Consider the following 26,137-nt stretch of genomic DNA (forward strand, 5'->3'; position numbering starts at 1 on the left):
AGACCAAATACATCTATAGGAGTGGCAAATTACAGATTTCTACTGAAATCGAATCTCGAAGTTGATTGACTGTAATAAAAAACCCTGGCATGGAAAATATAGAGGGAGCTGGCGTCTACTTATACATTAATTTCAGCGTATGGCATTTGTTTCGTTTACAGTTCAGTATCTCCCATTGTTTTTTCAAAATATATCGAATAGGGTTTCTGGGCTGTGAGGAGGCTGTGTAGTGTCTACGGAAATGTCGTGGAATTCTGTTGACTTCTTATAAGCTTCCGCCACAGCAGCTGTTTGTGTTTCACTTTATAAATATCTTACAGTTTTTACCAAGGGAGAATAGGATGCTCACCAAAAATCTACATAAGGGTGTAACTAGTCTGGTTTTCATATTTTTTGCAACTCAAGCATTCAGTCATGGCTATGTAGAAAGCCCGCCTTCACGGCAACAGCATTGCGGCGTGGAAATAAAGCCTGACAATCCATCCGGTACAAAATGTAACGAGCCTTTTGCCAACTATTTAACCATCGGAGGACAAAACTCACACTGGTATAACTTTATGAGTGTTCTTGTCCATAATCAGGGGCGCAAAGTTGTAAAAACTACGAAACATGTCTGTGGCTTCGATAGTGAGACTTGGAACCCCATGCCCACGCCTGATCCTTTGCCTACGCCTTGGGATACGCCGGCTGATTGGCCGACCACATCTATAACCTCAGGACCGGAAACCTTTGTATGGGATATAACTTACGGACCCCACTTCTCTGATACAGAAGAATTCGTATTTTATATTACCAGGCCTGAGTTTACCTTCGACGCGAATCGGGATCTTGATTGGAATGACTTCGAAGCAGCGCCTTTTTGTGATGAACAGATGATTCCAGGAGACTTTAGTAGCAATCCTAATATCAGTGCGGATTTAATTGCTAACCACATCAGTGTGAATTGTAATATTCCCGTTCGTTCCGGCCGCCACGTTATATTCGCGGAGTGGGGTAGGAATGAATGGACTTTTGAGCGATTTTTTAGCTGTATAGATGTGACATTTGAGTGAGATGTATTCTATAACAATAAACTGATTTGGAATGGTATGAAAATTTTAACTCCTTCCCCCGCAAGGATTAAGATGTTTCTCCTTGTGAAACGAGTAGCTGATTCCCATAGCTGGAGTCGGCTACTCAATAATTATCGTGACGCATTTAGTGGAGCCCCAAACCCCTTCATCTAAAATGGGGCAGGTCACGGAAAAGTGTGACCACCCGTTTCCCTATCGGGTAGCCTTTGGGTCAGCTCAGTACCGCCTCAGTGGTACACTGTTAAGGACGAGGTTGATTGCGCCGAGTAAACGAACGCAGAGTTCATTTAGTGGCACAGGTCAATTCTCGGATGTCGGCATCGAGACCAACTGTTCCGTCCATATATCTCAAATACAGAAAAACTCTTAAGTGAAAAAACCAGTTCACCCATAAATATTTTCCCTTTTTAATCTGCTCCTAGGAATTTTCTACTTCCAGGCCGTCAGAGAAGTTGTCCGGTAATTCAGTTGTGTGCTGAACAGTGCATTAGTAGGAAAATTGTGGATTGATATATTTTGTAAAATATGACCGGCCAGTTTTATTGGCAGGCTGTTGAAATTCGAAGAATTTCGATGCCTGCTACCGGAATATGGATGTTCCGGCAAAATCGGCGACGCCTAAGTCGTTGATTTTGGGAGAAAAGTGAAAATCACATTTTTCGCTTTTCGTGTGTTGAAAAAGGCAGGATGCCTTTTTCAACAACCTGTTAGAGTGGAAAAAGGATTTCAATATGTTTCATTATAGGTACATGTGCTAATTCAAATAAATATTTAGAAATTATTGCTAGCTTTATTGAAGTATAAATTATCACCGTAAAAGTTGAGCATTCAGTTTGCTGCCTTATTCATATAAGCGAATCAAAGTAAATTTGATAACGAGAAATATTATGAAGAGTGGAGGTTGGGAGGCGCTTCCCAACTGAATAGAATTATGGCCAAGTTAGTGGAAGAGGAAGATATCATGCGTTATCTATTTTCTTTTGTACTGTTACTTTCTGTTGCAGGTTTTACCTATGCGCAGGAGCGACTTACACAGCTTCCGTCTGATGCTACCACTGTTCAGATTCTTGGTAAGACCTACTATCAGACTGGTAGCAATTTCTATCGTTTCAATGAAGAAGGCCGGTATTTCTACCAAGTTCAGCCACCTACCGCAATTCGTAGATACGAGCAGCCGAGGGACATGTCTGTCCGCGGTATGTCACACAGTGAAATGGGATTGACGCGGAGCCAGGTAGAAGGTTGTCAGAACGCTGCTGCGGATAAGGCTAATGCCAACCCATCTATGGGTGGTAAAATATATATGCATGAATACAGGAAATGTATTGGTAACCTGCGTCAATAGGAATACCTACAATATTGGATCTGCTAAATTGAGCGATCCAGTCCATAGTGCCAATTAGTTGGCCAAACTAATTGGCATTTTTTTGGCAGGCTATTGATTTTATCGCAGATTCAGGCGACCAATGTGTTCGAGACTGGAAGAGAATCAACAGCCTGCTAGTAGCCCGTCATAATAAGCACTCCTGCTCCAGGCAGGGCTTTAGAGGAATCGACATTGGTGGGCTGAATCAACGCATTGATAGCTGTCCCACACTGGTCCCCGGCCAAGCCGTTGTTCAGTAAGACCTGTATAGGCCGTGAGGTTCTGTATTTTTCACCTGCTCCTGCATCAGAAAATAGTTGCAGCTCAATCAGGTAAGCACCTGTTGACGGGTTGCCGGTATGACCAATCCCGCTGAGTGAACAATCGCCATCGGCGGCTTCGACACAGAAATCCAGATGCGTATGAATGCTGCCATCCGGCGCAGCCTGGTCGATTGGTGATTCGATGGGGCCTTCGATACCGGCGTTGGACCAGATAGTTCCCTGTTCATAGAATGCCAATTCATCCGGGTCATTGCCCAAAAGCACTTCAATAGGAATGGCACCGAAATACCTTACGCGCTCTCCGTTGACGGGACTGCCCCATGCTTCGAGGTTTGGATCCCAGTATCGAAGCGCACCCAAAGCGCGAAACCAAAGATTCTCACCAGGTGCAAGGTCGCCGGCATTCACCACCCATCCAGGGTCATCCGTTTTGTGTGGTCCACCGGCAAAGTCACCAAAATCTGCCGGAACCACGATGTTGCCGGTATCCACACTGAGAGGAAAAGTGCCTGCGGAGTCGACCAGGATTTTAGCCCCCACAGCAGCCGGCGGTAGGATATCAATGAAAAGATCGAAGTGACCAAAGTTATTGCAGCTGCTGTACTGGGCTCTCGCTTCCAGACTTGTGGTAATCAGCAATACCGCCACTGTTAAGTTTCGCAAATACCTTAAGCACCAAACCATGTGTTTCATTGAGGTTCCCACCTTACCATTCCCACCGTATCCCCAGCTCCAGAGAGCGACCTGGCTCAGGGGCGAAATTTCGAATAAATGATGTGGCATTTTGGATGTCCTGGTCACCCAAATTCCGGCCTTTGAGAAATACGCTGGCGTTGTCCAGCCATCCGGAAAGCCTGTAGTGCAGACTTGCGTTCACTTCGAGATAACTGTCGGTTTTTGTCTCGAAGGCGCCGGGGTTGTTTTGCTCCGCCACATAAGTAGCTGTGACATCTAGCAGCCATGACGCCGAGGACCATTCAGCGCCTGCGCCAAGTCGCCAGGGTGGCATTCTGGGAATGTCCCTATTGCCCGTGCTGTTGTCAACCACATCTTGCAGACGTCCTTCCACGTAGTCTGCAAACCAGTTGATTTGCAGGGCCCCGGCGGCGATTGAAATCCCGGGCCAAAGCCATTCAAATTCACCACCTTGTATCACGGTATCGCTCTGCCGGTATTCATAAACAGGCAGGCATTCGGCGAGTCTGACGCAGTTGACGCGAAAAAGTTGTTCAGCGAGATCGAAAAAAATGCCGGTATTATCCTGATAGATAAATCCATCCACTTCACTGCGGAACATCCTGAGGTTGGTATTGCCCAGCCCGTGTGACCAATTCCAGCCCAGTTCCAAACTGTTAAACAGCTCTGCGTCTGGAATGACACCATCAGACCGCAGCAGTAGTCCGAGGTCGAAGCTGCGGGTCGCCAGGTGTGGCCCCAGTGACAGGAATTCGTGGGCATCCGGGACACGCTGGTGCCTGCCCAGTGCTGCGGACCATTGATGATGCCCCGGTGCATAGGCAACTCCCAGTTGGAAATTACTGGTTTTATATTCAGTGGGCTGGTGCATGAGTTGGTGATTATTTGGGCGAAGGGGAGCTGTCGGTTCCAGCTGGCGAATCTCCTTGGCATCGAGACGTCCACCCGCCTGGAAGCTCCAGGCCCCGGGCTGCCATTTTTCCACCAGGTAAATACCAAAACTGGTCACATCCGAAGGTGGCACAAAGCTTTCACTGCCTGTGGCGGCAAAGTAGCGGTCAATGGCCTGTAGGCCGATGACACCCTCCAGGTTTGCCGCAAGGCTGTGCACGAGACCCAGTTTTGCCTCGGTAACATCATTGACAAAATGGGTACCCGGAACCCCTCTCTCGGCTTCGAGATGCTGATAGTCTACAGTTGCTATCTGCAGCTCCAGGTGCTGCAAAGCGCTTTGCCGAAACCGGTATTCCGCCCTAAAGTCGTAACGCTGTTGCGCGAGGTCAATACGGATCAGCGGATCACCGTCTTCGTCACCGCCGTGGTTGTGGCCACTATCCCGGGGTTCTGTGTGACTGCCCGGTGGTATCCCGTAGTTGTAGTCCATATTGCGGGCGGAGACGCCGATATACCACTGCTCCTCAGTCAAAGCCGCACCGATCGAATAGCCCTGCGCCTCAGCATCGCTGTTGGCAATATAGCCACAGGTATTGGACTGACTCGCGTCAAAACCAAACTGACGGTTGACCCCTGCCACATCAATGGCACAGCCGGGGATTTCCACATGGCCGTGGCTTCTGTCGTAGGCATCAATATGAAATCCGAAGCGCTGATTTTCGGCATTGAGCTTTGTTACGGTTGTCATTTGGGCATGATCGTTTATTAATTCGTTTCTCCACTCGATAATCCCGGAATGTGTTTGTTCTTTTTTTGTAGAGGGGATTCGCTGTGTATCGACGTGCACAACGCCCCCCACTGCGGCATTGCCAAACTCTATGGTGGAGGCACCTTGAAGCACCTCTATGCGTTCCGCCAATACTGGCTCTATGGCCACAGCGTGATCTGGACTGAGTGACGAGGCGTCCCAGCTTCCAATGCTATCTTCTATGATCCTGACACGTACTCCGGACAAACCACGCAATACTGGTAAACCAACGCTGGGCCCAAAAGTAGCGTTGTGAACCCCCGCCTGGCCCGCGAGCGTCTCCCCAAGGGTATTGCCGATTTCGAGGCGAAGCTTATCGCCAGTCAAGCTGGCGCCAGACTGGCCAGTGCGAAACTGGTCATGCTTCTCCTCCTCCTTCTCGCCAGAAACAACGATCTCCTCGATCCCCCCGTGTCCTTTGTCCCTGGAATCCTCTGCCAGCCCGGACTGGGGGATAGCTAGGACGAAGAACCAACCTGCTAGCTGCATAAGTCGCGTTGGCATCCCTACCTCATATTTTTAGTTGTGTGAATTGTTAAAAGGGCCCGCAGAGCGGGCCAAGCGCGTGTCAAACACGGAGGGAAACAGAGGGATGGTTATTTAGAGCCGCGTCCAGGCCCACCAAGTCCCCGGATATCATTATCAAAACGCTAGGGCAAAGCGGTGATACTCGCTTCAAAGGCCGCCTCGCTCAAACCAAAATTGATGGCAATGTAGTAGCTCTCAGATGCAACGTAGATTTGGCTGCTGCCCGTGCTGTCAAAGCCCAGTAGTTGCATTTCGATCAGGTAAGCACCAACCGCCGCATCTGGATTGATCTCATAATCGATATGCGAATGGAAACCACCCATGGAATCCGCAGCACCAATAAAACTGGAGCTGCCAGCAAATGTGCCTGCGGAACTGAAGGTGGACTGCGCGCCAAGGGCGTCTGTCAAAGTCACCTGATCAAGTGTCATCGCCGTCCAGGCAGTGCCGTCCCAGAACTTCAAGGTGCCGACGCCGGAGAAGCCGATGATGTCACCAGGGGTCAATACGCCACTAACTTCGTGGGAAACGTAGCCCGGATCGTCTGTGGCATAGGGCCCCTGGTTGAAATCGCCGAAATCCGCTTCAAACACCAATTTCTGTGTATTTCCGCTAAGGGCACCCGCTCGGTGCATATGGCCGTCAGCCTCGATAACAATCTGGCCTGCGACAATGTCAAACGTCACATCGCTGTGTTGCGCGTGGGACTGAACTGCGAGGGCGCCGAGCGCAACCGCGACAATCCATTTCAAAATGGTCTGCATGAAAGATCTCCTTATCTGTTATTGATGAGTTATTCGATAATTTATGAATTATTTCAGCAAAAAAAGCGTATTTCCGTAAACGATTACCCGGACAACACTGGCCAGATACAATCTGGGGCTAGGCTGGCAGGTTTGTCCAAGTGCCAAAGCTGTTATACTATATCATAGCATTTGGCGGATGCCATCCTTGTTGGGTTACATTTAATTGAAAATGTAAACACCGGCATCTAATTGACTTGCGAAGAATTTCGGCAGGGATCACAGCCAGGTAGAGTTTTAGGGTCTGTTGACGCTGACTGAGTTGGCACTGCTGTGACAGAAAAGGTGCCAATCGAGGCACGAGTAACAAAGAGTGACGCATTTCCCATTACCCAGAGGCAGGAGGTGGCTCTCTTATATTGCCCGGGTTCGCCACTCGAGTATCTACAGGAGTGCTGACTGATAGATGAAGCAGAAGCCAGTGTAGGTGATGCAATTACGGATGCAGCAATACAGGTTGTCCGGCCGCGCCGAAATGGATGGGCCTGTTTTGGCGGCTAAGCTAACGGACCTAACAGGTTGTTGAAAAAGGCATCCTGCCTGTTTCAAAACACGAAAAGCGAAAAATGTGATTTTCACTTTTCCCCCAAAATCAACGACTTAGGCGTCGTCGATTTTTCCGGAACATCCATATTCCGGTACCAGGCGTCGAAATTCTGCGAATTTCAACAGCCTGCTAAGTCATGCCATAGGGCTGTGACCAGAAAAACCTCTGTAATTGCTGTTTTGCCTTGAATGATGACCAGTTACATTTTACAACTTTTAATTTGAGCACTGACAAAATGCCTCTTGCCACTGAAAAATTCAAAAAATTCTCGTTCGACCTGCCGGTTGCAGCATTTACAGCTATATGGATTGCTGCCTGCAGCGGATCCGGGTCTGGTGGGGAAGTCTCCGTTGTGACCTCAGATGACCCGCCAGCGCCACCACCGCCCCCAAGCACAAAAACCTACGAAGTGGAAAGCAGCCAGGAGCTACAGGATGCGCTGGATGCGGTGCAGGCGGGCGATACAATCCTTATCAAAGGCGGTCGCCAATATACAAGCAACTACCGCTTCCCCGGTGAAACCATACGGGGATTCACACTGGCCAACAGTGGAACAGCAGAGGCCCCTATCCGTATCACTGGTGATACAAGTAACGACGCCCCAAAGCCGGTCATTGACCAGGGTATAGAGACCAAGGATGAAGACACCATCGTTGGCATCTACCTTTTGTGTGCCAGTCATATTGTGATTGAAAATATTGAAGTCAGGAATACACATTCGGCCGGTATATCTTCCTCGCTGGGGGACTGTGAATCCCGGGGCATCAAGGTCAGCGATACCTATATCCATCATGTATATGGCTATAGAAATGTCGGCGGCATAAGACTGTCGCGCACCAGCCAGGTGGATATCAGCAACAATACTATTCACGATATTTATCAGAGCGATAGGGAAGGCAGCTATCCCATCATCACGGCAGACAGCGGTGAAATCACGGAGATCGCCATCAGCCAGAACCGCTTTTACAATTCCGATACTGGTGTTCGACTCCAGGTACAAAATGACAAACATTTATCGGACGTCAGTATTCTGGGCAATCAATTTGAGCTGCTCGACAAGGCTATTGTAACAACAAGCAATTCACTGGATGGCAGCGCCCCCGCAGACAGCAAGCTGAGTGAATTGCAAATCCAGGATAATCTGTTTCTTGAGGCAGCCAGCGCCATTGACTTGGATATGGGAAATGTCAACGAGCAGTCAGAAGATCTCGATATCGTCAACAATACTTTTTATGATATCGAACGTGTTGCAATAAACCTCTCCGGTATTGTCGGGATCGACATCTACAATAATATTTTTAGCCAAATCGAAAGAGACCTGCTGATTACCCGTCCTTCCAGACAGCTTGACGTTTCAACCGCCATAAGTGAGATGGATTACAACCTCTTCTGGCACACAGACTACAGTGCAGCAACAGGCCCCGAGTGGCTGCTGGACCTTGGGGGCACCAACCCCCAAAGTTTCAGCAGCTTTGGCGACTGGAAGAGTGCCTTCACTGACACGCTTCACGCACACTTGCGAGCTGACCCGGACCAGTTTTCTGAGTTTGATGATCCGCGCTTTTTCGATCCGGAAAATCGGGATTTCACGCCGCAGAGCATGTTTGCCAAAGCCGGCGGGCGCCATGGAGAGGCATTGGGGGCATTCACAGGCGAAAGTAAACCGGGGCCGCCTAACGAAAACCAATAACCACTGAGTTGTGCTCCTGGGAATAGCTTTTATCACTGGCAGGCTGTTGAAATTTGAAGAATTTCGACGCCTCCCCCAGCCTGCCAGTGCTATTCCCAATCATGGTTTGCCAGAAGTGCACTAAATCCCATAAAAGCCACGCTCGCAGCGGCTGGTATGCCGAGCGATGTTGGTCGATACCATTAGACCGCATTCTGCGGCAGGGGTGCCGGCGCGCGACTGCGATAGCGGAATTCTGTTGGTGTCATTCCCACCCGGTTTTTGAACAGAGTGTTGAATGTCCCTTTGGTGTTAAACCCAACAGCGAGCATTATTTCCAGAATTGTCTGCTCTTCACGGGCGGGGTCTGCCAGGCGGGCTTTGGCTTCTTCTATGCGGTACTGATTGACGAACTCGAAAAAATTGCAGCCAAAGTGGCGGTTGATGATGGTGGATACCGTGCGTTTGGCCGTGCCCAGATGTTGGGCGAGGTCGGCCAGCGTCAGGGTTGGGGTCAGGAACAGATGCTCCCGGGTCATACTCCGTTCCACTTTTTCCACTAGCTCCGGATCTATCTGTGGTTTGCCCGGATTGGCACTTTTCTGTACGCCGCCACGACTTTTTTCCAGTGGCCCTGGACCGGATTCCTCTTCGGCTTCCAGTCCGTCAAATACTGACGCGCCATGCAGGCTCATGAAAATCAGTGCGCTAACCAGTATCAACACGGTGTAATTGCTGGCGAGTCCCATGACCCGGTAATCGAAAAACGTATCCAAATGGGCGGAAGATATGATTGCGATATTAACCAGCACCGCCCAGCTGCGAATTACCAGGAAACCGGCCACCAGAATCCACAGCCAGCGGAGATCCATCTTCTCGATAGTGGAGTAGGAATCGCGGATTCTCGCATGATAACGCCTGAGCTCCACCAGGCAGGCGATACCAAATACCCAGCGCAATAGCTCCCGCAGGGTACCAATGCCATGGGTCAGCAGCGATTCGGCAAACAGGTCGTAGTCCTGCAACATTTCCCCCTTTGCCAGGGAATCAAAGCGGAAGTAAACGAAGTATTGGTAAATGACATAGCCAAGCAGTGGCAACAGGTATACCAGTTCGCGGTGTTTCGGCAGGTAGTCTTTATAGACCAGCGAGCGGGTGTACCAGAGCAGCAGTGGCCCTTCCAGCCAGTAGGCGAAACCGAATATATAGAAGAGATTGGGCGAGACCTGGATAGCCCACTCGCGAAAGCCCGCACCAAAACTGATAAGGATATCCAGGGGAATGGCGGCCTGGCTCAACAGAAACAGTGCGAGCAGGGCATTGCTGATACGCCGCTCACCCCTGACCACCAGCAGGAAGAATGCAAACAGTGCGCACTGAAAGGCTGTCATGATGAGAACGACATCATGCAAGTTAAATAGCAAAAGGTCCATCGCCCAGTCCCCTGAAGGTTATTTTTATTTTCTGTTGAGGTTGGATTGGCCACTCCACTGAGGCAGGATTTTATCCTGCCGGGCGAAAAAATTGGAACAAAAGGCCTACTTGAAAATTTTGGCATTTTTTTCATTGTCTGGTGCCATCGAGAGAAGTATTCGGCGAAGCCGAAGCAAGGTGCGTCCTCGAAAAACCGGAAAATGCTTCGGTAAACTGCTTTAAGCAGCGGATATATCAATCGCGCGATTACACAGTCTCTTGCTGCCAATTCAGTTGGTGTCCGGTTGAATTGGCGGAGAGGCGGGTATGGGCTGGCCCGTTCACGGACACAAACCTATGAATGGGTACACAATTTCCGGAAGTCCAGGATGCAACCGGCGACGCTACCGGAAATCTAACGATAAAATAAATTATGGAATAGGCGGGATAACCGGCAGGGAGATCTGCGGGAAAAGCCGGGAAAAATCAGACAAAGAGGCGGGCCCAGAGGGCCCGCTGTTTCGTTCAAACTCAGTTAGCGGTACAGCCAGGTGGCACGAAGCTGCCGTCGTGACCGCCCTGGAATCCAAAGCTGGCGCTCTGCCCGGTTTGCAGGTTGCCGTTCCACTCCAGGTTGGAGACAGTCACGGTCTGACCGCTGGCAGCTACGGAAAACACGCCGTTCCAGCCATTGGTAAAGGTCACAGGTCCGCTGAACTGCAGCGTTACCGTCCACCCGCTCACGGCGCTGCCCTGGTTGGTTACGTTGACATTGTTCAGTACAAAACCGTCACTCCACACATCTACCACATCGAGCGCACAGACAATGCCGCTGGGCGCGGGTGTCTCCACTGCGATGGTGACGCTGTCGCTGGCGGCCAGTGGCTGACCGTTGCTGTCCCGGGCCTCTACGTCCACGGTGTAGCTGCCGTCGACGACAGGCGCGGTGAGCGCCACGCTGTCGCCACCGGTGGCGGTTACCGAATTGCCATCCAGCGTTACCTCTACGCCGTGGGCATTTTCAAGGGTGTATTCGAGCGTGAAGCTGGCACCCGGCGCGAAACTACTGCCCTCGGCGGGTGCGGTGATTGCCACACTCGGCGTTGCGACCGGCTCTTCCACCACCTCGATAGTGACAGTGTCACTGGCGGGAAGCTCCTGGTCGGCATCGTCCAGCGCGATCAGGCTGATCTCGTGTGCACCCAGCTGGTCCGGCGCGGTGACTGTCACACTGCCATCCCTGTGGCCGAGCTGGAAGACTCCATCCAGATAGGCGTTAACGCCGCTGGCATTGCGCAGGGAATAACTCACGGATATCGGGTCACCGGCCACAAACTCGGCACCGTCAACCGGGCTGCTGATCTGCACGGCGGGCTCAGTGGAACCATAGTATTCGCCCAGGTGTGTTCCCACATTGCTGTTACCCAGGTGCACCCGGTGGTCGAGCCCGACAAATTTACCGCTGCCGTCGCTCCACAGCGCGGGTTTTAACAGTGCGTATTTGGCGGCGTCCCAGGTGGTCCAGTCGTTGAGCCAGAGTCCGCCGGTATCACCGGAGTTGGGGTTGAGGCACCAGAAGGTGTGGTGCAGCTGGTGCTCGACAATCAGGTCGCGGGCATAGCCCATCCACTTTTCGTTTTCCGCGCCGTCGAGCAGGCCGCCCCACTCGCCCAGCAACAGCGGCGAGATTCCCTGTTCGTGCAAGTAAAACCAGTTATCGCGCCAGGCGTCTTCCATCAGCGATTGATAGGTAAAGTCCGGCTCGAACCAGGGCTGCCGGAAAACCGACGGGCCGTAGATATGCGGGGAGTACACCAGCTGGTCCTGGTTGGCTCCCAGGTCAATAGGATGGTCGACCACACCGCGCAGATTTCCGCCCCACCAGTAGTTGTGATAACTGTTTCCGTCGCCCCCGCCCCAGCTGACACCGTCGATGGGGTAGGACTCGATGCCCTCACACAACACCAGCAAATTGGGATTGATGGCCAGCACCCGTTTGGACGCGGTTTCGCAGGCGTGCTTCCAGTTGTTGACGTCGGTGGAACTGTCCCACTTGGCGTAGGGGTTGTCGGCCCAGGGCTTGCCGTGGGGCTCGTTCTCGATATCAAACGCAATCACAGTGTCGTCGTCCTTGTAACGCTCCGCCAGCCACTCCCAGGTGCGGTAAAAAATCTCGCTGTCGAGGCTGCCTTTGTACCACATAGGGTAAATGTGGCCGGAGTTGTCCGCTTCGGCGCTGTGCGCGTCGATCATCAGCTTGACGCCGTAGTGCTTTGCCAGGCGAATAGTCTCGTCGAAAATCTGCAGCCCGTTCATGCCTGCCAGTTCGGGGTTGGCGTGGGTATTGATCGCCGGTATTGCAGCCATGCCGTTTTGCCACTCCCAGATCAACTCGGTGGAAATGGGCACGCGCAGGATATTGATACCGTGTTCGGCCAAATCGCGCATACGGTCGGCCAGGTTGGCGGACCACAGCCCGTGAAAAACCCGCTCGGTGGTATTAAACCCGAACCAGTTGGCGCCGGTGAGCCACACTGGATTGCCCAGCCTATCGACAATCCGGTTGCCCTCCACATGCAGCCAGTCGTCGTCCGGCAGTGCGTCATTGGCCTGCACTGCTGTTAAACAGGTGGCCGCGACCATCAGCCCCGCCGCAAAGTAGGGTAAAAGCTTGAAATTCAGTTTCATGCTATTCACTCCTGAGAAGTGCGGGCGGCAACCGCCGCCCGCGGGTGAATGGAAAAGTAGGATCAGACAGATTTAAAACGCCCGCGCGCTTCAGTTGACCGTGCAGGTGGGCGGCGCAAAGTTGCCGTTGTGACCACCCTGGAAACCGAAGCTGGCGCTGGCGCCGGGCTGCAGGTTGCCGTTGTAGTCGACATTGGATACCGACATGCTGAGGCCATCCGAGGACAGGTTGAACACGCCACTCCAGCCGTTGACCAGGCTGATCGGCTGGTTGAAGCCAAGTGTTACCTGCCAGCTTTCCAGCGGGGTGTCCCCCTTGTTGGTCACCGAGATATTGTTGAGTACGAAGCCGGTGTCCCATACATCCGTAGTGCCCAGTGCGCAGTCCGCACCGCCGGGTAGCTGCTCCAACACCTCCACGGTGACGCTGTCACTCGCCGCCAGCTCTTCGCCATCCTGGGTGGCGATCACTTCAATCCGGTAGATACCTTCCGCTGCCGGAGCCGGGACCACGACGCTATCGCTGTCGCTGCCCACCAGCGCGCCGTCCAGGTAGACGTTGGCACCGTTGGCAAACTGCGTTGTGTAGGACACCACAATGTCCTGCCCCAGCAATAGCTGCTCACCGTCACCGGGGTGATTGATCTGCACGGCCGGCACCAGCGGTGCTTCGACGGTAATGGAAACTGTGGCCGGTGAAGAGACCGCAGCCTGGTCATCGGTGGTAGTGAAGGTAAAGCTGTCGTTACCGGAGAAGCCGTTGTCAGGGGTATAGTTTCTCGCCGCGCCACTGCCATTCAGGGAGCCATGGGACGGACCGCTGACCACAGTAAAGTCAACCAGGCTGCCGTCACTGTCGCTGCCGCTCAGAGTGATATTGAGCATGGTCTCAAAGGGCGTGGAAAGGGACTGGGGATTGGCCACCGGTGCGCAGTTGATACCCGTATCGCCACCGCAACCGCCGCCGGGTTCCTGCCCCCAAACCAGTTCGCCATCGTCGTACAGGGCGATCAGCTCTGCGGGCTCGCGGCTGTGGCCGTAATTATCCCAGGAGGGGTCGTTGGCCGGGTCCCAGGGCACGCCCTCGGAAACCGCCACGCGGAACTGGGATTCCTTTTTCGACACAGACTGGCCGCCGGGATAAATGTCCACGCCCGCAAACGACACTTCCACATAGTAAATATTGTCGGCGGGGTCGCCCCAGGGATGCGGACCTGTGTAACCGGAGCCCTGGTTGTAGGCAGAGGACAACTGTAAATCCTGCGGGCCGTAACCGGCGTCGATAAGTTCACTCAGGTCCACCCAATAGCGCAGGCTCAGGTTGTCGGTACTGCGCGCTGGCCAGGCGGTGCGGTTGTGCACCAGGGCACTGATCTCGGTGTGACGGTTGCCGCTGGAATTGAGTTTTGCCTCCACAAACAATTCCAGGTCGCGCTGTTCCGGCGCGGGAAACTGCGTTTCCGGAATTGGCGAGCCGCCAAAGTCGAGCCACAGCCGCGCCAGGGTTGAGGTGAACCCGGCGTTATAGTCGGTGGCCACTTCGTTGAGGATGAAATCACCGCGGTCGTTCTGGAAACCGTCGCTGCTATCCGGCCCGCCCACCAATGCGCCGATCAAGGTGTGGCGGTTGGCGACCGGGTCACTGAGGCTGTTATTCCAGGAGCCATGCGCGGTACGGTGGTGGGGAGAGGTGGGGAAGACGCTGCCGTAACCAATCTGGTAGCTCATATTCATCGGGTTGTCGCCGAGAATGTATTCCATTTGGCTCACGGCAAAATCGTAATAGATCTGCGCCCTGCTGTTTTCCGGGTCCACCCGCTTGAGGTAGTCGGAATAGACCAGCGCCAGGAATGCGGTGTTGGACGTGTAGCGGGCCGCGCCCCACTGGTCCAGGTGCGCCAGGCCGCCGGGGGTGTAGCGCACACGCCTGCCCTGGTAGCCGGTGGTCCAGTAATCCAGCCAGCGTTCCGCATCGGCGCGGTATTCGGCATTGTCGGTGAGCAGCGACATCAACACATAACTCCCGTAGCCCTTGTCGTCCCAAGCGTGGGTCCAGCCATAGGCCTTGACGGTTTCGCCCTGCTCCGTGCCCAGGTTGTCGTAGTAGGCTGTGGCCTTGTCGAGATAGGCCTGGTCGCCGGTGGCGCGGTAGAGCCAGGCGGCACCCCATACCAGCTCATCGTTGTAGCCGCTCCACGAGCGGTAAAAAGCAGCCGCGTCGGTAATGCAGTCACTGTAGACACCGCGGTAATTATCGGCGAAGTTGTACAGCTGCACGGCGTGGTCCAGCATGCTGGATGCGTAACCTGGGTCGCTGGACTCGAATACCATCGACACCGCCGCCAGTGCTGCGGCCGCCTCGCCGGCCAGCTCGGAACCGGGGCAGCTGGCATCGATCTTGTACGACGGCCGCGCCATCGGCATAACTTCGGCGGAACCCCACCAGGCGTGGTCCACAGATCCGCTGCCCACCTGCCCCCAGAATTCATTGGGGGCGGTGTGCGCCTTGACCATGTAATCCGCCACAAAGCGCAAATTGTTTTGCAAGTGCTGCAGCTGTCCGGTTTGCACATAGGCGTCGCGGTTTTCTATCGCGCCCCAGGCCAGCAGCGTGGTTGACGCGGCCATAGGGAAACCGAATTTCACATGGTCGCCGGCATCGTACCAGCCGCCGAGCAGATCGACATTGTTGTCGGCTCCGTCGGTCATGCCGGAATCGCCGCGCCACTCGTTGCGGTTCCAGGCTGGGATAGGCCCGGACTGTTGTGCCTCGTAAAAGTAAATCGACTTTTGCAGCGCTTCGCCATAATTGACTGCCAGTGCATCGCCCGCCAGCATTACCCCGCTGACACACACCGCACACACCGCACACAGCGCGCTCGCTCTCTTTATCGGCGTCATAATGTCCTCTCAGGTGTTATTGCAATGGGAACTATCGTGTTACATCAGGAGCCACCCTAGCCAGGGGGATGGGCAACCGGCGTCAAGCTTTGGTGCTTTTGCGATAAAAATGCGACGAGACGGAAGTCAGACCAGGTATAACTTTGCGCAGTGCGAAAGGTTGAACCTGACTGCGCGCTTTTGCCGTAGAACTACGAACAACTGTGCAGAAACGCCAGGGCACCGCTGCTATCGAAAATACTACCCGCGATAAAGCAGATGGAGGGATTGATTGGGCGAATAAGCCCTTGGGTGGCAGGAGAAAAGCATCGCGTTAAAAGAAGAAAAAAGCGAAGGGAGAAAAGACAATAGACCACGGCTTCTGCCCCATAGGGCAATTGCGAAACACGGCAAACCCTCCCTGGTGAAAAAATCCATTTTTCAAGTTTCTTCAATGCCCGACGCTTTTTCTTTTTGGATGCGCAGATAGACTTCTTCGCGGTGGACGGGCAGGGACTTGGGGGCATTCACACCCATCTTTACCTGATTGCGCGTAATACCCAATACCGTCACTGAAACATTTGTCCCGATTCTGAGATTCTCGCCAATCCGGCGGGTTAAAATCAACATAGGCCTTTCCTTCTGGGCTGCAAACCATGGGGTGAGCTTCCGCAGTGGGAGAGCTGGGAAAGTAACTTTGAGGGGAGCTGCGGGGAACTGTGGGGCGGTGCGCGGGAACGGTAGGCTGTAAAGCAGAAAAGGCGGACGCAACGCTCCCAGAGCCTGGGAAATCGCTCCAAACCACTACGTTTGTACCGGTTTATTGAAGACGAGCGGACATCTAGCGTATTATCCATATAGCCATTTTGATAGTCACTTTATCAATTTGGTTAGCTGGCCCCTGGTGTTGCTGCACCTTGGGTCAGCGCCTTTTACTTACGCTTAGGGCACCTTATCGTTCTCCCGTTGAAGGAATGGCTCTTTGAGAAAATGCCCGGGCTGGAAGACACCTGGGCTTTTTGGACCTCTTGGGCGGTTGGCTCGAAAAAACCGGCACAATCACGGCCCAAGTACCGATAAATACTGGCCAATCTTACGCCGCTTGGTCACTAAAGAAAACGGAATGCAACTCGATAAGAGCATTTTGGCGCCAATATTTCTATGTAGGTATGCATAGAAAAAGTGCGAGTACCCATTTAAACGGGCAGGTTCCCTTGGCCCGCTTCGCCACCATTCCTGATGGAATCCAACCGCCAACAATTAGGAAGGCCCGGAGCTTGATGACGAGGATTTCGCAAGAGTGCATTCGGCTTGGCCGCCGACTGCTCCTAAACAGCAGCGGATTGTTAGCCGGCATTGGGGGTTGTGCCAAACCCCTTGTAGATCTTGTTGATAAACAGGTCTTTTTGCTTTAACCCCACCAAAAATCTTGCGGTAGTGACAGCAAAGGGGAGCTGTACCACCCCCTGCCTTTGGCCCACGGGAATCAGCGCCATCAGCGGATTGCGCTTGTAGGCTTTTACGGCCTTGCCTTGGAGCTTGCTGGCGATCATCCCTGCCAGGTATTTACCCTGCTCTACGGCAAGATAGCCCAGCCTGGCCTCGCCGACCTCGGCAATATCACCCAGTGCATATAGATTACTGGTGCCTTCAACCTGTAGCTGTTTGTCTATTTTTACAAAGCCTTTTGCAGTCAGGATATGGGCAAGTTCCCCTTTAAGGAAATCGTTATTGGGTAATACGCCGGTTGCTTCATACACCAGGTCGGCATCACTGATGTCACCGGTATTCTGGTCAAGGTACCGGTCATTCTGCTTCTGGTAACGGCGATTGAATTCTATCTCTACCCCCAGGCTTTCCAGTTGCTGTTGTGCCCTGGCTTGTGCCTTTTGTTTGAAGCCATTCAACAACACATCGCTGTTGTGCGCCAGGACGAGTTGGATATGAGGGTGCGCATGGGCAATTTCCCCGGCCAGTTCGACACCCACAACGCCACCGCCAATGACCATCACTTTTCGCGCTTTTTTAAGCTGGGTATGGGCCGCCATCAGTTCATTATTGCGCGCCTCAAAACCCATGGATTTGTCTGTTTTGGCAATGGGCAAACCGGGGTAACGGGTGCCCGAGGCGATGACGCCATGCTTAAACTGGATTTCTGCGCCATCGGACAAGACCGCACGCTGGGGACCGAGGGTTTGAACGCGGCTCTGAATAAAACGCCCCTTTAGGAAGTCCTGGTAATGCTTGCGGGCCCGATTACCGGTTGCACCGGGATCAGCCAGATTCCTGAGGGTGGCGAAGGTCACCTCAAAGTACTCTTTTTGGTCCACCAGGGTGGTGCGAATGCCCTGTTTCTCCAATGCCTGGGCCACAGAGACCCCGGCAAAGCCACCACCCACAATCAATACATCGGTTTGAATCGTCATTGTTTACGCTTGCCCCTGCAATCTTTCTCTGGAGGCCCTAGAATAGGTTGTTGCATTAATGTGGTAAATGAGCAAATATAAGACAGTTGTGTGCATATATGCACAGTTAGTGCCAGGCGGCACGGGTGTTAAAGGAATGGCGAGCCAGGTGGAATATGGAGAAGTGGACTGAATTGCGCACGGCCTACAAACTGGCCAAACTCGGTACCTTGAGTGCTACCGCCCAGGCAATCGGTGTGCACAGGTCAACGGTGATGCGCCATATTGACGCCCTGGAAGAGAGCCTTGGTATCGTCCTTTTTCAACGCAACGACAAGGGTTACATTCCAACTGAAGCGGGCCTGGAGATTATGCGCCTGGGGGAGGTGACCGATAACCAATTCAACAATCTATCTGACCGGCTGCAAAGCAAAGACAAACCCCTGCAGGGCACATTGACCATTACCATGGTCAACGAAATGGCCAGTTTATTGATGCCCACCATCAATCAATACCAGGCGCAACATCCGGGTATGCGTATTGACATTATTGGGGATTTGCGCAACTTCAAGCTTGAATATGGTGAGGCAGACATTGCGATTCGGGGAGGCCCCAAGCCGGAAACCCCGGACAATGTTGTTTTGCCATTAGTCACTTCAGAGATAGTGTTATGCGCCCACAAAAGCTATATAAAAAAGTACGGCCAACCTACAAAAAGTAATCTGCAGAAGCATAGGTTTGTCGCTTTGAATGAGAAGCAAGTTCACTTGCAATGGAATGACTGGATTTACAAAAACATAGAGGAAGAACGCATCATTTTAACAGCTTCTACTATACAGATATTGCGCCATGCGCTTTTTTCTGGCATTGGTATTGGCGGTATGCCAAAGACTATCGTAGCGGTGGACAAAGACCTGGTTGAAATTCCTGTGGGGGAAAGCTGGCAACTGTCAGTCTGGGCATTGGTCCATCGGGATATGATCAATATGCCCAAGATCAGGAAATTTATTGATATGCTGAAGCAGCAAGATGATTGGCGGATTGGTTCACTATAGAAGGCGAGCCTGTTAGCGGTTGCTGATGACAGTTGGGGGGTATGGACCGGCTATTTATTACCTGGGGAACCTCTGGATAATTCAGTAATGCCTCAGCAGAGTCTGTGGCGCCATAGCCGGCCCTCCGGGGTTTTGCGCCGAGTGCGCTCGCCGCCAAAAGGCAGCCAGCATCCCTGCGCGACAACGTCGTACTGGCGAACTGGCTGCAAAATCTGAGGTTGCACCGATTTAATTAGAGGGTTTCCGGGCTTGTTCGTGTGCAAGAAGGAATAATATTTGACGCTATTTTCAGCATGGATTAACGTATGACTTGAGTCTGCCACAACGCCGATTGCAGTGGACGGAGGGGCACTGGCAGGTTGTTGAAAAAGCCCTCCCTGGCTTTACTCAACCCGGGTTTGCGGCGCATGTCCGCAAATCCTCCACGACAAATCAAGCAGTTACATGCTTGATTTGCTGGCCGTCCATTTTGATAATCGATTGCAGACTCGCCATTTGGTACATTGACGTCAGGGAATTAAATAACATTTTTTATGAATAACACTATCCAGCTTGCGGTGCGCACACTTATCCCGCTTATGCTCGCCATTCCAATGGCATCCAGTGCCAGCGAGGGTCAAGAATTCGTCCCGCAATGGGCTAAAAAAGTCGTCTGGTATCAGGTTTTCCCGGAACGCTTCCGCAATGGCGACAGCAATAACGATCCCGAAATGAAGGACATACTCGGCGCAGATCCCCAGGAAGCGCCTAAAAAATGGCAGGTCCACCCCTGGGGTAGTGACTGGTATAAGTTGCAGGCCTACGAAAAAGCCAATGGTGAGCCGGAATTGTGGAAACACCTGTTGCGGCGTCGCTATGGCGGCGACCTGCAGGGCGTTATCGATAAACTTGATTATCTGGAAGGGCTCGGTATAAGCGCCATCTACCTCAACCCTGTATTCGACGCCCCGTCCCTGCACAAATACGATGGGGCCAGCTACCACCATATCGACCCCACTTTCGGCCCTGACCCCGAGGGCGATCGCAAATTGATGGCCACGGAAGACCCTCTTGACCCATCGACCTGGGTCTGGACCAGCGCCGATGAGCTGGCATTGAACCTGATTGATGAGGCGCACAAACGGGACATCCGAATTATATTCGATGGCGTTTTCAACCACATGGGTGTCAACAGTTTCGCATTTCAACACCTGCGGCAACACCAGCAGGCGTCCCCCTACAGGGACTGGTTTATCGTCGAATCTTACCGGGATGATAAAAAGGGGAGCGAATTCAGGTATTCCGGCTGGTTCGGCGTGGAGTCGCTCCCGGAATTCCGGGAGGATGAACAGGGGCTGGTCAAAGGCCCGAGAGACTATGTATTCGCCGCTACCGAGCGCTGGATGAACCCGAAAGGCAAAGGCATAGAACACGGCATCGATGGCTGGCGGCTGGACGTGGCATTCGAGGTCCATCACAATTTCTGGAAGGCGTGGCGCGGCCATGTCAAATCGATCAATCCCGAGGCCTACCTGACGGCCGAAATTGTCGATGTGCCGGAAAAGGTAAAGCCCTATTTTCAGGGCGATGAATTCGATGGTGAGATGAACTACAACTTTGCCTTCACCGCGGCAGAGTTCTTTTTCAACCCCCCGGGCATGAATATCAGTGTCAGTGCATTTGACCGCAAACTGGCGGACCTGAGGGACCTCTACCCTGAGGGCGTCGCCTATGTGGTGCAAAACCTGTTTGGCAGTCACGATTCCAACCGCATAGGTTCACATATAGTGAACCGGGGGGTTGGTAACTTTCGGGACTGGGGTAACTACTTCAATAGATCGCAGGTTGCCAGTAACCCCGACTATGTTGTCAGGAAGCCCAACGAGCACGAAATTCAGCTGCAAAAACTTTTCGCCCTCTTCCAGATGACCTATGTGGGCGCGCCGATGATCTACTATGGGGATGAAGTGGGCATGTGGGGCGCAAACGATCCGGATACACGCAAGCCGATGATCTGGCCGGACATTGAATATGAAGATGAAGTCTACCTGCCCGATGGCGGCAAGCGTTCCCCCGACAAGGTTGGTGTCAATACGGAACTGCTAAGACACTATCGCAACCTGATTCATATCCGCAACCAAAACCCGGCACTGCAACTGGGCGATTTCCAACCTGTATTGATTGACAATGAGCGCCGGCTTTACGGCTATCACCGGGTGTATGGGGACAACAAGGTGTTGGTCATATTGAACAACGCCTCTCAGGCGAGCACTATTTCGGCCGAGGTACTTGGTGACTCAACCTGGATCGATGTACTGAATGGTCAAAAAGACACTCTCGACCAGCGGCGTGGCAAGATAGAGATACCCCCGCTCAGTGGTCTGATTCTGGTACGATTGTAACAATGGGGTCGGAGAAAAAGTTTGGACGTTATGTCCCTTTCGGCCTCAGGTATTGCTTCCAGTAGAAGCGGGCGGACTGATTTGAATAAAGCAGGGCGTAGCCTCTGTGCCAGCCCCGCCTGTTGTCTCCATGATATTCGTACCCCCAAAGGGGCGCTGCCTTGCGCCCACGTTTTACACTTGTTCACTCGGGTGCCCCCACATACGTGGATCGGCGTAGGGTCCGGTCAAGCTGGAGGTGGATTCACCCACGCCGTCCAGTGCCCCCGGGGTCAGCTCGCGGGCGAACCAACACTCTAGCGGGGCTTTGGTTCTCACGGGAGGCAGGACCTTGTGGGGGGTACAGTAGCGTTTGCCGTAGTGAAACGGCTCACCCATAACAAAGATTGCGTCGGCGTCCAGCTGCTTTTCCGCCTCCTCCATCAGCCTGGTGGCGTACCCTTTTCGTTGGTACTCAGGCAGCACTGCCAGAGGGGCCAACACGTAACACTTGAGGTGTGGTGCCGCGTCCACGGTAATAGGGGTGTAGCATGCGTGTGCCACGCCCTCATACACGATGGAGAAGCTACCGTCCTCAATCAAAGCGTCTGCGAAGTCCGCATAGAGCTTCGCGTGCCGCTCATCGTAGAGACCGCCGGCGGCAGCGAAGGCTTCGTATTGTATTTGGTAAGGTGTTTTCATAGGAAAATATCCTCCTTTCAAGTTGTAAAAAAAGTTATCGCTGGTTCATTTGTGATCGAACGGAGCTGGCCCCCAATTGCGTGATGCGATAGGGCTGGCCCTTTTTCGAGCTGACAAACTTCTTACTTTTCAGGCGTTTGAAAACGTCAAGCGTGCAACTGGGAAGGACGTATCCATCCCGTGTGTAGCAGATGACTTCATGGACTTTGCCACTTTCGTGACGAAGGTAGTGAATCTCGCCGCCAAGTGCGAGAACGTGCAGCACGCGCTGCTCGTGCTTTGAAATGTTCAATGGAATGCCTCAATCTTCAGGAATCGCGGACATAAGTCTCCCCAGCATCTCGCGTGAGGGGCCTTAAGTGTTAAGAGCGCTCCTTAATCCCGAGCAGGATTAGGAACGTGCGAATACCTGATGATCTAGCAAAAAATTTCCATTGATGGATAAGGACAGGCGCGAATCATAGTTGGCGGGCTGCCAAATGTAAAGGGCGGCCCCAGTGAGAACCAGGAAGGCTAAAAAGGACAGGAGCAGGGATGGGCAATGGGGTGGGTTAAAGTACCCTGTTCATTTCTTTGCGAATCTTGCTGTCGGGTGAGCCGGGGCGGCTGGCCTGTGTTCAGGGGTTTAGGGTCGCTTCTGGGGGGGTATGGTTAAGGGAAGTGGGCTTGGCTTTCGATGGTGCCTGGGTTTAGTAAGCCACTACAATGACCTTGCGCTCGAGTTCGTCGGTAAGCTGGGTCTGATGCTTCTTGACGATCTGTGGCTCAAAGGTGCCGGCGCGGTCTCGCGGCGCCTGCAGCTCGAGGCTGCCAGCGGGACTTTTCACGGTTTTGGGCGTGGTGCCATTCTTGCGATTGGGCTTGTCCTCGCTCGTGAGGTGCTCCTCCAGCTCCGCCTTCATGGCAGTTTCGGTGAGCTGTTTGATCAGTGGGGTGAGGATGCCGTCTTTGCCGCTGAGGTCTTTGCCCTCACGCAGTACCGTGACAGCGACATCCATATCGAAAGTAGGTTTGGTCATGGGTCATCTCCTTTTTGCTAATGATAAAGAAATGACACAGAATTCTGAACACCACCGGTTTACGAGGCGCAAAATACCCCGGGGCCTTCTATTAGGTGTGCTGCATAATGGATCTGTAGTTATTAATTGAAACTGCAATACGTTTTACATATAAGGCAAATGATTTTCTTGTCCTCACCCTATTGGGTGAGGACAAGGCCGCCACACCACTAGAAATTAGTGCCTACCTCAGTTCTGCTTAATGGTAAAACTCTTTGCATGCTGCGAGGGTCGATAGGTATTTCAAAACCAACTGCAGTGGTATTTTTAATACGACTGATTAAATTGTTGTTTTCTACCCAGCGAGTATCAAGCGGAATATTATCAATCCAAGTACTTAACTCAGTTGATGATGCAGTGGTAGGCACAGAGGGCATTAGGATATTAGCAGTAGCATCGTTGTAAAGTGGCAGCGTAGTCCGCATTAATCCCCCGTCAGTAATGCCAGCATTGGCAGTATCAAAATAATTATTCGACCATAAAATATCAATAGCACTAGAGTGTTGATTCACCGCTACTGCACTGGCGTCTACCTGTCTTGAATTGTTAATAATTAAATTATTGGCAAAGCGCAATGATTCTGGTAGCGTAGTGCGATTTTTCGGGTCGGTCAAATCCCACTGACAACCAATAGAAATGTTGGAGTAGTAGCCATTGATCAAAGTATTATTGGCAAATAGTACATTTTTGGTTAAGGGGTAATGGTATGGATTTAAGCCTATGGCTGCCCGCGCTGGGTCTGGAGTTGTACTTGAGGCGCCAAAGCAAACGCTACCGTAATCAGTTTCTGATGCAGTGGGGCGCAAATCGGAAAAGTAGTTATTAAAGATCACATGATCTTCTCCGCGAATAAAAATGCCGCGCTCTTTTGCCACGCTATTGCCTAAAAAATAATTGTCATATACTAAACTGCGTTGACCTTGACGTAAACTTAAATGACCCCGTGAATTTTTAAAAGTATTATAGCGAAAAATATTTTCACTACTTTTTACGGAGACAATTTCTGATTCACCATCTTCATTTTCGAATAAATTATATTCAAATATAATGCGTGCACGATAGTTGTGCATGGAGCCATGCCCAACACGGGAAGCTGATCCTCCATTGCTCCCTAACAGTGGTCTGGAAAAGTAGTTGTGGTCTACGAGATGATATGAAATAACTGCGGGATCAATATCCATATTGATATAGCTATGAACACTGCTTTTGTTGGCAAAATAGCTGTGGTCCACCCGATTGTTTTTACCATTTAGCAGGACCCAAACCCCTTCTACATCATCTATATCATCGAATTTTGTATTGGTAATACGATTGAATCGGCCAGTGACGGTAATTAAATGTGCTTTAGACGCAGTGCGAGTAATACCGCCTGGATTTCGAATGAAAGATAAGCCTGATAATGTGTAGTACTTTCCAGGAATTGCAATAGCCATATCACCTGAGAAAAAAGCCATGCCAGGGTTTTCTGCTTTAATTACTATAGGTAAGCTAGCGCTACAGTTCATTTCTAAACTAAGTTTGGTGTTAATATAATTCCCATTCTGCAAAATTACATTATCACCGCAAGCTAAGCTGGTAATTGAATTCTGCAGTGTTAAAGAATCAGAAACGTAGTAATCTTTTGCAAGTCCAACTGTGGATAGAGAAAAGAGCAATATTAAACTTACAATTTTAAATCTCATATATACCTCGAAGTACATCAATTAGAAAGCATAGATAAAAAATTTTAGTGATATCTATTGAATTTTCTAAGAAAATATAATCTTTAATACTAAAAACGTCGCATAATTACGAGGAGTAACAGTATCTTAGTTGCAAGGGTAGGGAAATACGCACTTGTAGGCTTTGCGACTTTTGCACATTTTATGACTAAAGTTTAAAACTGATTTGCATGTATTTTATCAAGTGCGCTCTAGCAGATTCTGCTAGTGGCCCATGACACAAGCTTAAATCTGGCAGGAATGCGTCCAGGAGAATGAAACCGGAGCCGACCAGTGAACCAAGCCAGCCAGCGCCTGAGTGAATTACGCAAGCGACGCGAGCGTATTTTAGTCGAAGATATTCCACGTAAGGCCAAGCAGCTAAAACTGGATGCGATTCAAATGCGGATCAATGCGGTATCAGCAAAGGCATCTCAGAGTACTGAAGCCGCTTTTTAGAGGTTGATCATTCCGATTTTCGGATGCTGTCCATCATTATTGGTGCCGTTCATGGTACCAAGTGTGAATTAGATCAGGCTTTAAGTGTGATGGATTTCTCAATATTTCTGGGTGTAATGGCGTGTAATTGACCATTAGTTTTGTCTGTGGAGAATTTCCCGCCATAAAATAAAAGCTTCTTGGGGTCTTCGATGGGTCTGCGCAATTATCAGGCACTAGCGGGTATTATCTGTTCATCCGTTAGGTTCAACCTTCCTAAATACCTTCTTTTCTTTGTTTCAACTTGGTGCCTTTTGCCCGTTGCTGTTGCGCAGGTCGATGTGAATGTATCGGTATCGGAATCCAACAGCCCGGACGGTTCCTATACCGTATCGTACAGGGGGCCGGGTACTTTTTCTGAACGGAAAAATGGTACCCTTATCAATTCGTTTGTAATTTCTGACTCCACGAACCGTACCAAAACCTATTCCAACAGATCAACCGGGGTGTACAAGTATAGTATCTATTGGGAAAACACCTTTTGCTTTACGCCCCCGGGTGAACCCCTCGATTGCCAAACTTACACCGATAGCGATTCAGCCACAGTAAACGTAGCCCGCAAGCCCGGCATTGCCGGTAATTTCGAGAACTTCCCCAGCCAGGATGACGACGGCGTATTTACCGTCAAGTGGGGCGCAGCCACTGGGACCATATCCCGCTACGAGCTCCATCAAAAAAAGAACAGTGGTAGTTACAGCGGTGATATTCAC

At 51.7% G+C, this 26,137-nt stretch carries 18 protein-coding genes and 1 pseudogene; 7 read left to right on the forward strand and 12 right to left on the reverse strand.

The window, feature by feature from the left end:
• Positions 1–341 precede the first annotated feature (341 nt).
• Together ABVT36_RS11430 and ABVT36_RS11435 are read left to right on the forward strand one after the other, a co-directional pair.
• Positions 342–1,052, forward strand: a complete 711-nt coding sequence (locus ABVT36_RS11430; RefSeq protein WP_368456698.1) for a lytic polysaccharide monooxygenase — start codon at positions 342–344, stop codon at positions 1,050–1,052.
• 952 nt (positions 1,053–2,004) lie between these two features.
• Positions 2,005–2,418, forward strand: a complete 414-nt coding sequence (locus tag ABVT36_RS11435) for a hypothetical protein (RefSeq protein ID WP_368456699.1) — start codon at positions 2,005–2,007, stop codon at positions 2,416–2,418.
• 155 nt (positions 2,419–2,573) lie between these two features.
• Here the strand turns inward: ABVT36_RS11435 and ABVT36_RS11440 are convergent, their stop codons facing one another.
• The 3 genes from ABVT36_RS11440 to ABVT36_RS11450 form a co-directional block, all read right to left on the reverse strand.
• Positions 2,574–3,416, reverse strand: a complete 843-nt coding sequence (locus tag ABVT36_RS11440) for a hypothetical protein (RefSeq protein ID WP_368456700.1) — start codon at positions 3,414–3,416, stop codon at positions 2,574–2,576.
• A gap of 13 nt (positions 3,417–3,429) precedes the next feature.
• Positions 3,430–5,610 carry a TonB-dependent receptor gene (locus ABVT36_RS11445; protein WP_368456701.1) on the reverse strand — a complete coding sequence of 727 codons (2,181 nt, stop codon included), beginning with the start codon at positions 5,608–5,610 and terminating at the stop codon, positions 3,430–3,432.
• A gap of 161 nt (positions 5,611–5,771) precedes the next feature.
• Entirely contained in the window at positions 5,772–6,413 is a 642-nt protein-coding gene (locus tag ABVT36_RS11450) for a hypothetical protein (RefSeq protein ID WP_368456702.1), read from the reverse strand.
• A 770-nt stretch (positions 6,414–7,183) separates the two neighbouring features.
• Here ABVT36_RS11450 and ABVT36_RS11455 point away from each other — a divergent pair.
• Positions 7,184–8,689, forward strand: a complete 1,506-nt coding sequence (locus tag ABVT36_RS11455) for a hypothetical protein (RefSeq protein ID WP_368456703.1) — start codon at positions 7,184–7,186, stop codon at positions 8,687–8,689.
• A 182-nt stretch (positions 8,690–8,871) separates the two neighbouring features.
• Here the strand turns inward: ABVT36_RS11455 and ABVT36_RS11460 are convergent, their stop codons facing one another.
• From ABVT36_RS11460 to ABVT36_RS11480, 5 genes are all read right to left on the reverse strand, one after another.
• A complete protein-coding gene (locus tag ABVT36_RS11460; protein WP_368456704.1) occupies positions 8,872–10,101 on the reverse strand; it encodes a helix-turn-helix domain-containing protein in 1,230 nt (409 codons plus the stop codon).
• Between the two features lie 511 nt (positions 10,102–10,612).
• The gene (locus tag ABVT36_RS11465) at positions 10,613–12,769 is read right to left on the reverse strand and encodes a cellulase family glycosylhydrolase (RefSeq protein WP_368456705.1); all 2,157 of its coding nucleotides are present in this window, start codon (positions 12,767–12,769) and stop codon (positions 10,613–10,615) included.
• A 90-nt stretch (positions 12,770–12,859) separates the two neighbouring features.
• Positions 12,860–15,670 carry a glycoside hydrolase family 9 protein gene (locus ABVT36_RS11470; RefSeq protein ID WP_368456706.1) on the reverse strand — a complete coding sequence of 937 codons (2,811 nt, stop codon included), beginning with the start codon at positions 15,668–15,670 and terminating at the stop codon, positions 12,860–12,862.
• 420 nt (positions 15,671–16,090) lie between these two features.
• Positions 16,091–16,279, reverse strand: a complete 189-nt coding sequence (gene csrA, locus ABVT36_RS11475; RefSeq protein ID WP_368456707.1) for a carbon storage regulator CsrA — start codon at positions 16,277–16,279, stop codon at positions 16,091–16,093.
• Between the two features lie 716 nt (positions 16,280–16,995).
• Positions 16,996–18,075 carry an FAD-dependent oxidoreductase gene (locus tag ABVT36_RS11480; RefSeq protein WP_368456708.1) on the reverse strand — a complete coding sequence of 360 codons (1,080 nt, stop codon included), beginning with the start codon at positions 18,073–18,075 and terminating at the stop codon, positions 16,996–16,998.
• A gap of 155 nt (positions 18,076–18,230) precedes the next feature.
• Here ABVT36_RS11480 and ABVT36_RS11485 point away from each other — a divergent pair, with 155 nt between their 5' ends.
• Complete coding sequence (locus tag ABVT36_RS11485; RefSeq protein WP_368456710.1) at positions 18,231–19,109, forward strand: LysR family transcriptional regulator; 879 nt, start codon at positions 18,231–18,233, stop codon at positions 19,107–19,109.
• Between the two features lie 533 nt (positions 19,110–19,642).
• Entirely contained in the window at positions 19,643–21,490 is a 1,848-nt protein-coding gene (locus ABVT36_RS11490; protein WP_368456711.1) for a glycoside hydrolase family 13 protein, read from the forward strand.
• A 174-nt stretch (positions 21,491–21,664) separates the two neighbouring features.
• On the opposite strand, the gene ABVT36_RS11495 is transcribed toward ABVT36_RS11490, so the two are convergent.
• The 4 genes and pseudogenes from ABVT36_RS11495 to ABVT36_RS11510 form a co-directional block, all read right to left on the reverse strand.
• Positions 21,665–22,171 (reverse strand): GNAT family N-acetyltransferase, encoded by a 507-nt coding sequence (locus ABVT36_RS11495; protein WP_368456712.1) that lies wholly within the window; start codon positions 22,169–22,171, stop codon positions 21,665–21,667.
• A 34-nt stretch (positions 22,172–22,205) separates the two neighbouring features.
• The gene (locus ABVT36_RS11500) at positions 22,206–22,463 is read right to left on the reverse strand and encodes a YjhX family toxin (RefSeq protein ID WP_367149571.1); all 258 of its coding nucleotides are present in this window, start codon (positions 22,461–22,463) and stop codon (positions 22,206–22,208) included.
• Between the two features lie 412 nt (positions 22,464–22,875).
• Positions 22,876–23,190: pseudogene (locus ABVT36_RS11505) on the reverse strand (transposase); the annotation flags it as partial.
• 209 nt (positions 23,191–23,399) lie between these two features.
• Complete coding sequence (locus ABVT36_RS11510; RefSeq protein ID WP_367149572.1) at positions 23,400–24,911, reverse strand: polysaccharide lyase 6 family protein; 1,512 nt, start codon at positions 24,909–24,911, stop codon at positions 23,400–23,402.
• A gap of 312 nt (positions 24,912–25,223) precedes the next feature.
• Between ABVT36_RS11510 and ABVT36_RS11515 the strand changes: the two genes are divergently transcribed.
• Both ABVT36_RS11515 and ABVT36_RS11520 read left to right on the forward strand, forming a co-directional pair.
• Positions 25,224–25,388 carry a hypothetical protein gene (locus tag ABVT36_RS11515; RefSeq protein ID WP_368456713.1) on the forward strand — a complete coding sequence of 55 codons (165 nt, stop codon included), beginning with the start codon at positions 25,224–25,226 and terminating at the stop codon, positions 25,386–25,388.
• Between the two features lie 191 nt (positions 25,389–25,579).
• On the forward strand, positions 25,580–26,137 hold a 558-nt coding region (locus ABVT36_RS11520), incomplete at its 3' end, for a hypothetical protein (RefSeq protein WP_368456714.1).

This window comes from Microbulbifer sp. TYP-18 (genome assembly GCF_040932045.1).
Taxonomy (GTDB): Bacteria; Pseudomonadota; Gammaproteobacteria; order Pseudomonadales; family Cellvibrionaceae; genus Microbulbifer.

Excerpts from the sequence above, each read along its gene's own strand:
- ABVT36_RS11465 (WP_368456705.1), bottom strand. The coding sequence starts at position 12,769 with ATGAAACTGAATTTCAAGCTTTTACCCTACTTTGCGGCGGGGCTGATG.
- ABVT36_RS11495 (WP_368456712.1), bottom strand. The coding sequence starts at position 22,171 with ATGAAAACACCTTACCAAATACAATACGAAGCCTTCGCTGCCGCCGGC.
- ABVT36_RS11430 (WP_368456698.1), top strand. The coding sequence starts at position 342 with ATGCTCACCAAAAATCTACATAAGGGTGTAACTAGTCTGGTTTTCATA.
- ABVT36_RS11460 (WP_368456704.1), bottom strand. The coding sequence starts at position 10,101 with ATGGACCTTTTGCTATTTAACTTGCATGATGTCGTTCTCATCATGACA.
- csrA (WP_368456707.1), bottom strand. The coding sequence starts at position 16,279 with ATGTTGATTTTAACCCGCCGGATTGGCGAGAATCTCAGAATCGGGACA.
- ABVT36_RS11440 (WP_368456700.1), bottom strand. The coding sequence starts at position 3,416 with ATGAAACACATGGTTTGGTGCTTAAGGTATTTGCGAAACTTAACAGTG.
- ABVT36_RS11485 (WP_368456710.1), top strand. The coding sequence starts at position 18,231 with ATGGAGAAGTGGACTGAATTGCGCACGGCCTACAAACTGGCCAAACTC.
- ABVT36_RS11480 (WP_368456708.1), bottom strand. The coding sequence starts at position 18,075 with ATGACGATTCAAACCGATGTATTGATTGTGGGTGGTGGCTTTGCCGGG.
- ABVT36_RS11490 (WP_368456711.1), top strand. The coding sequence starts at position 19,643 with ATGAATAACACTATCCAGCTTGCGGTGCGCACACTTATCCCGCTTATG.
- ABVT36_RS11510 (WP_367149572.1), bottom strand. The coding sequence starts at position 24,911 with ATGAGATTTAAAATTGTAAGTTTAATATTGCTCTTTTCTCTATCCACA.
- ABVT36_RS11445 (WP_368456701.1), bottom strand. The coding sequence starts at position 5,610 with ATGCAGCTAGCAGGTTGGTTCTTCGTCCTAGCTATCCCCCAGTCCGGG.
- ABVT36_RS11470 (WP_368456706.1), bottom strand. The coding sequence starts at position 15,670 with ATGACGCCGATAAAGAGAGCGAGCGCGCTGTGTGCGGTGTGTGCGGTG.
- ABVT36_RS11435 (WP_368456699.1), top strand. The coding sequence starts at position 2,005 with ATGGCCAAGTTAGTGGAAGAGGAAGATATCATGCGTTATCTATTTTCT.
- ABVT36_RS11450 (WP_368456702.1), bottom strand. The coding sequence starts at position 6,413 with ATGCAGACCATTTTGAAATGGATTGTCGCGGTTGCGCTCGGCGCCCTC.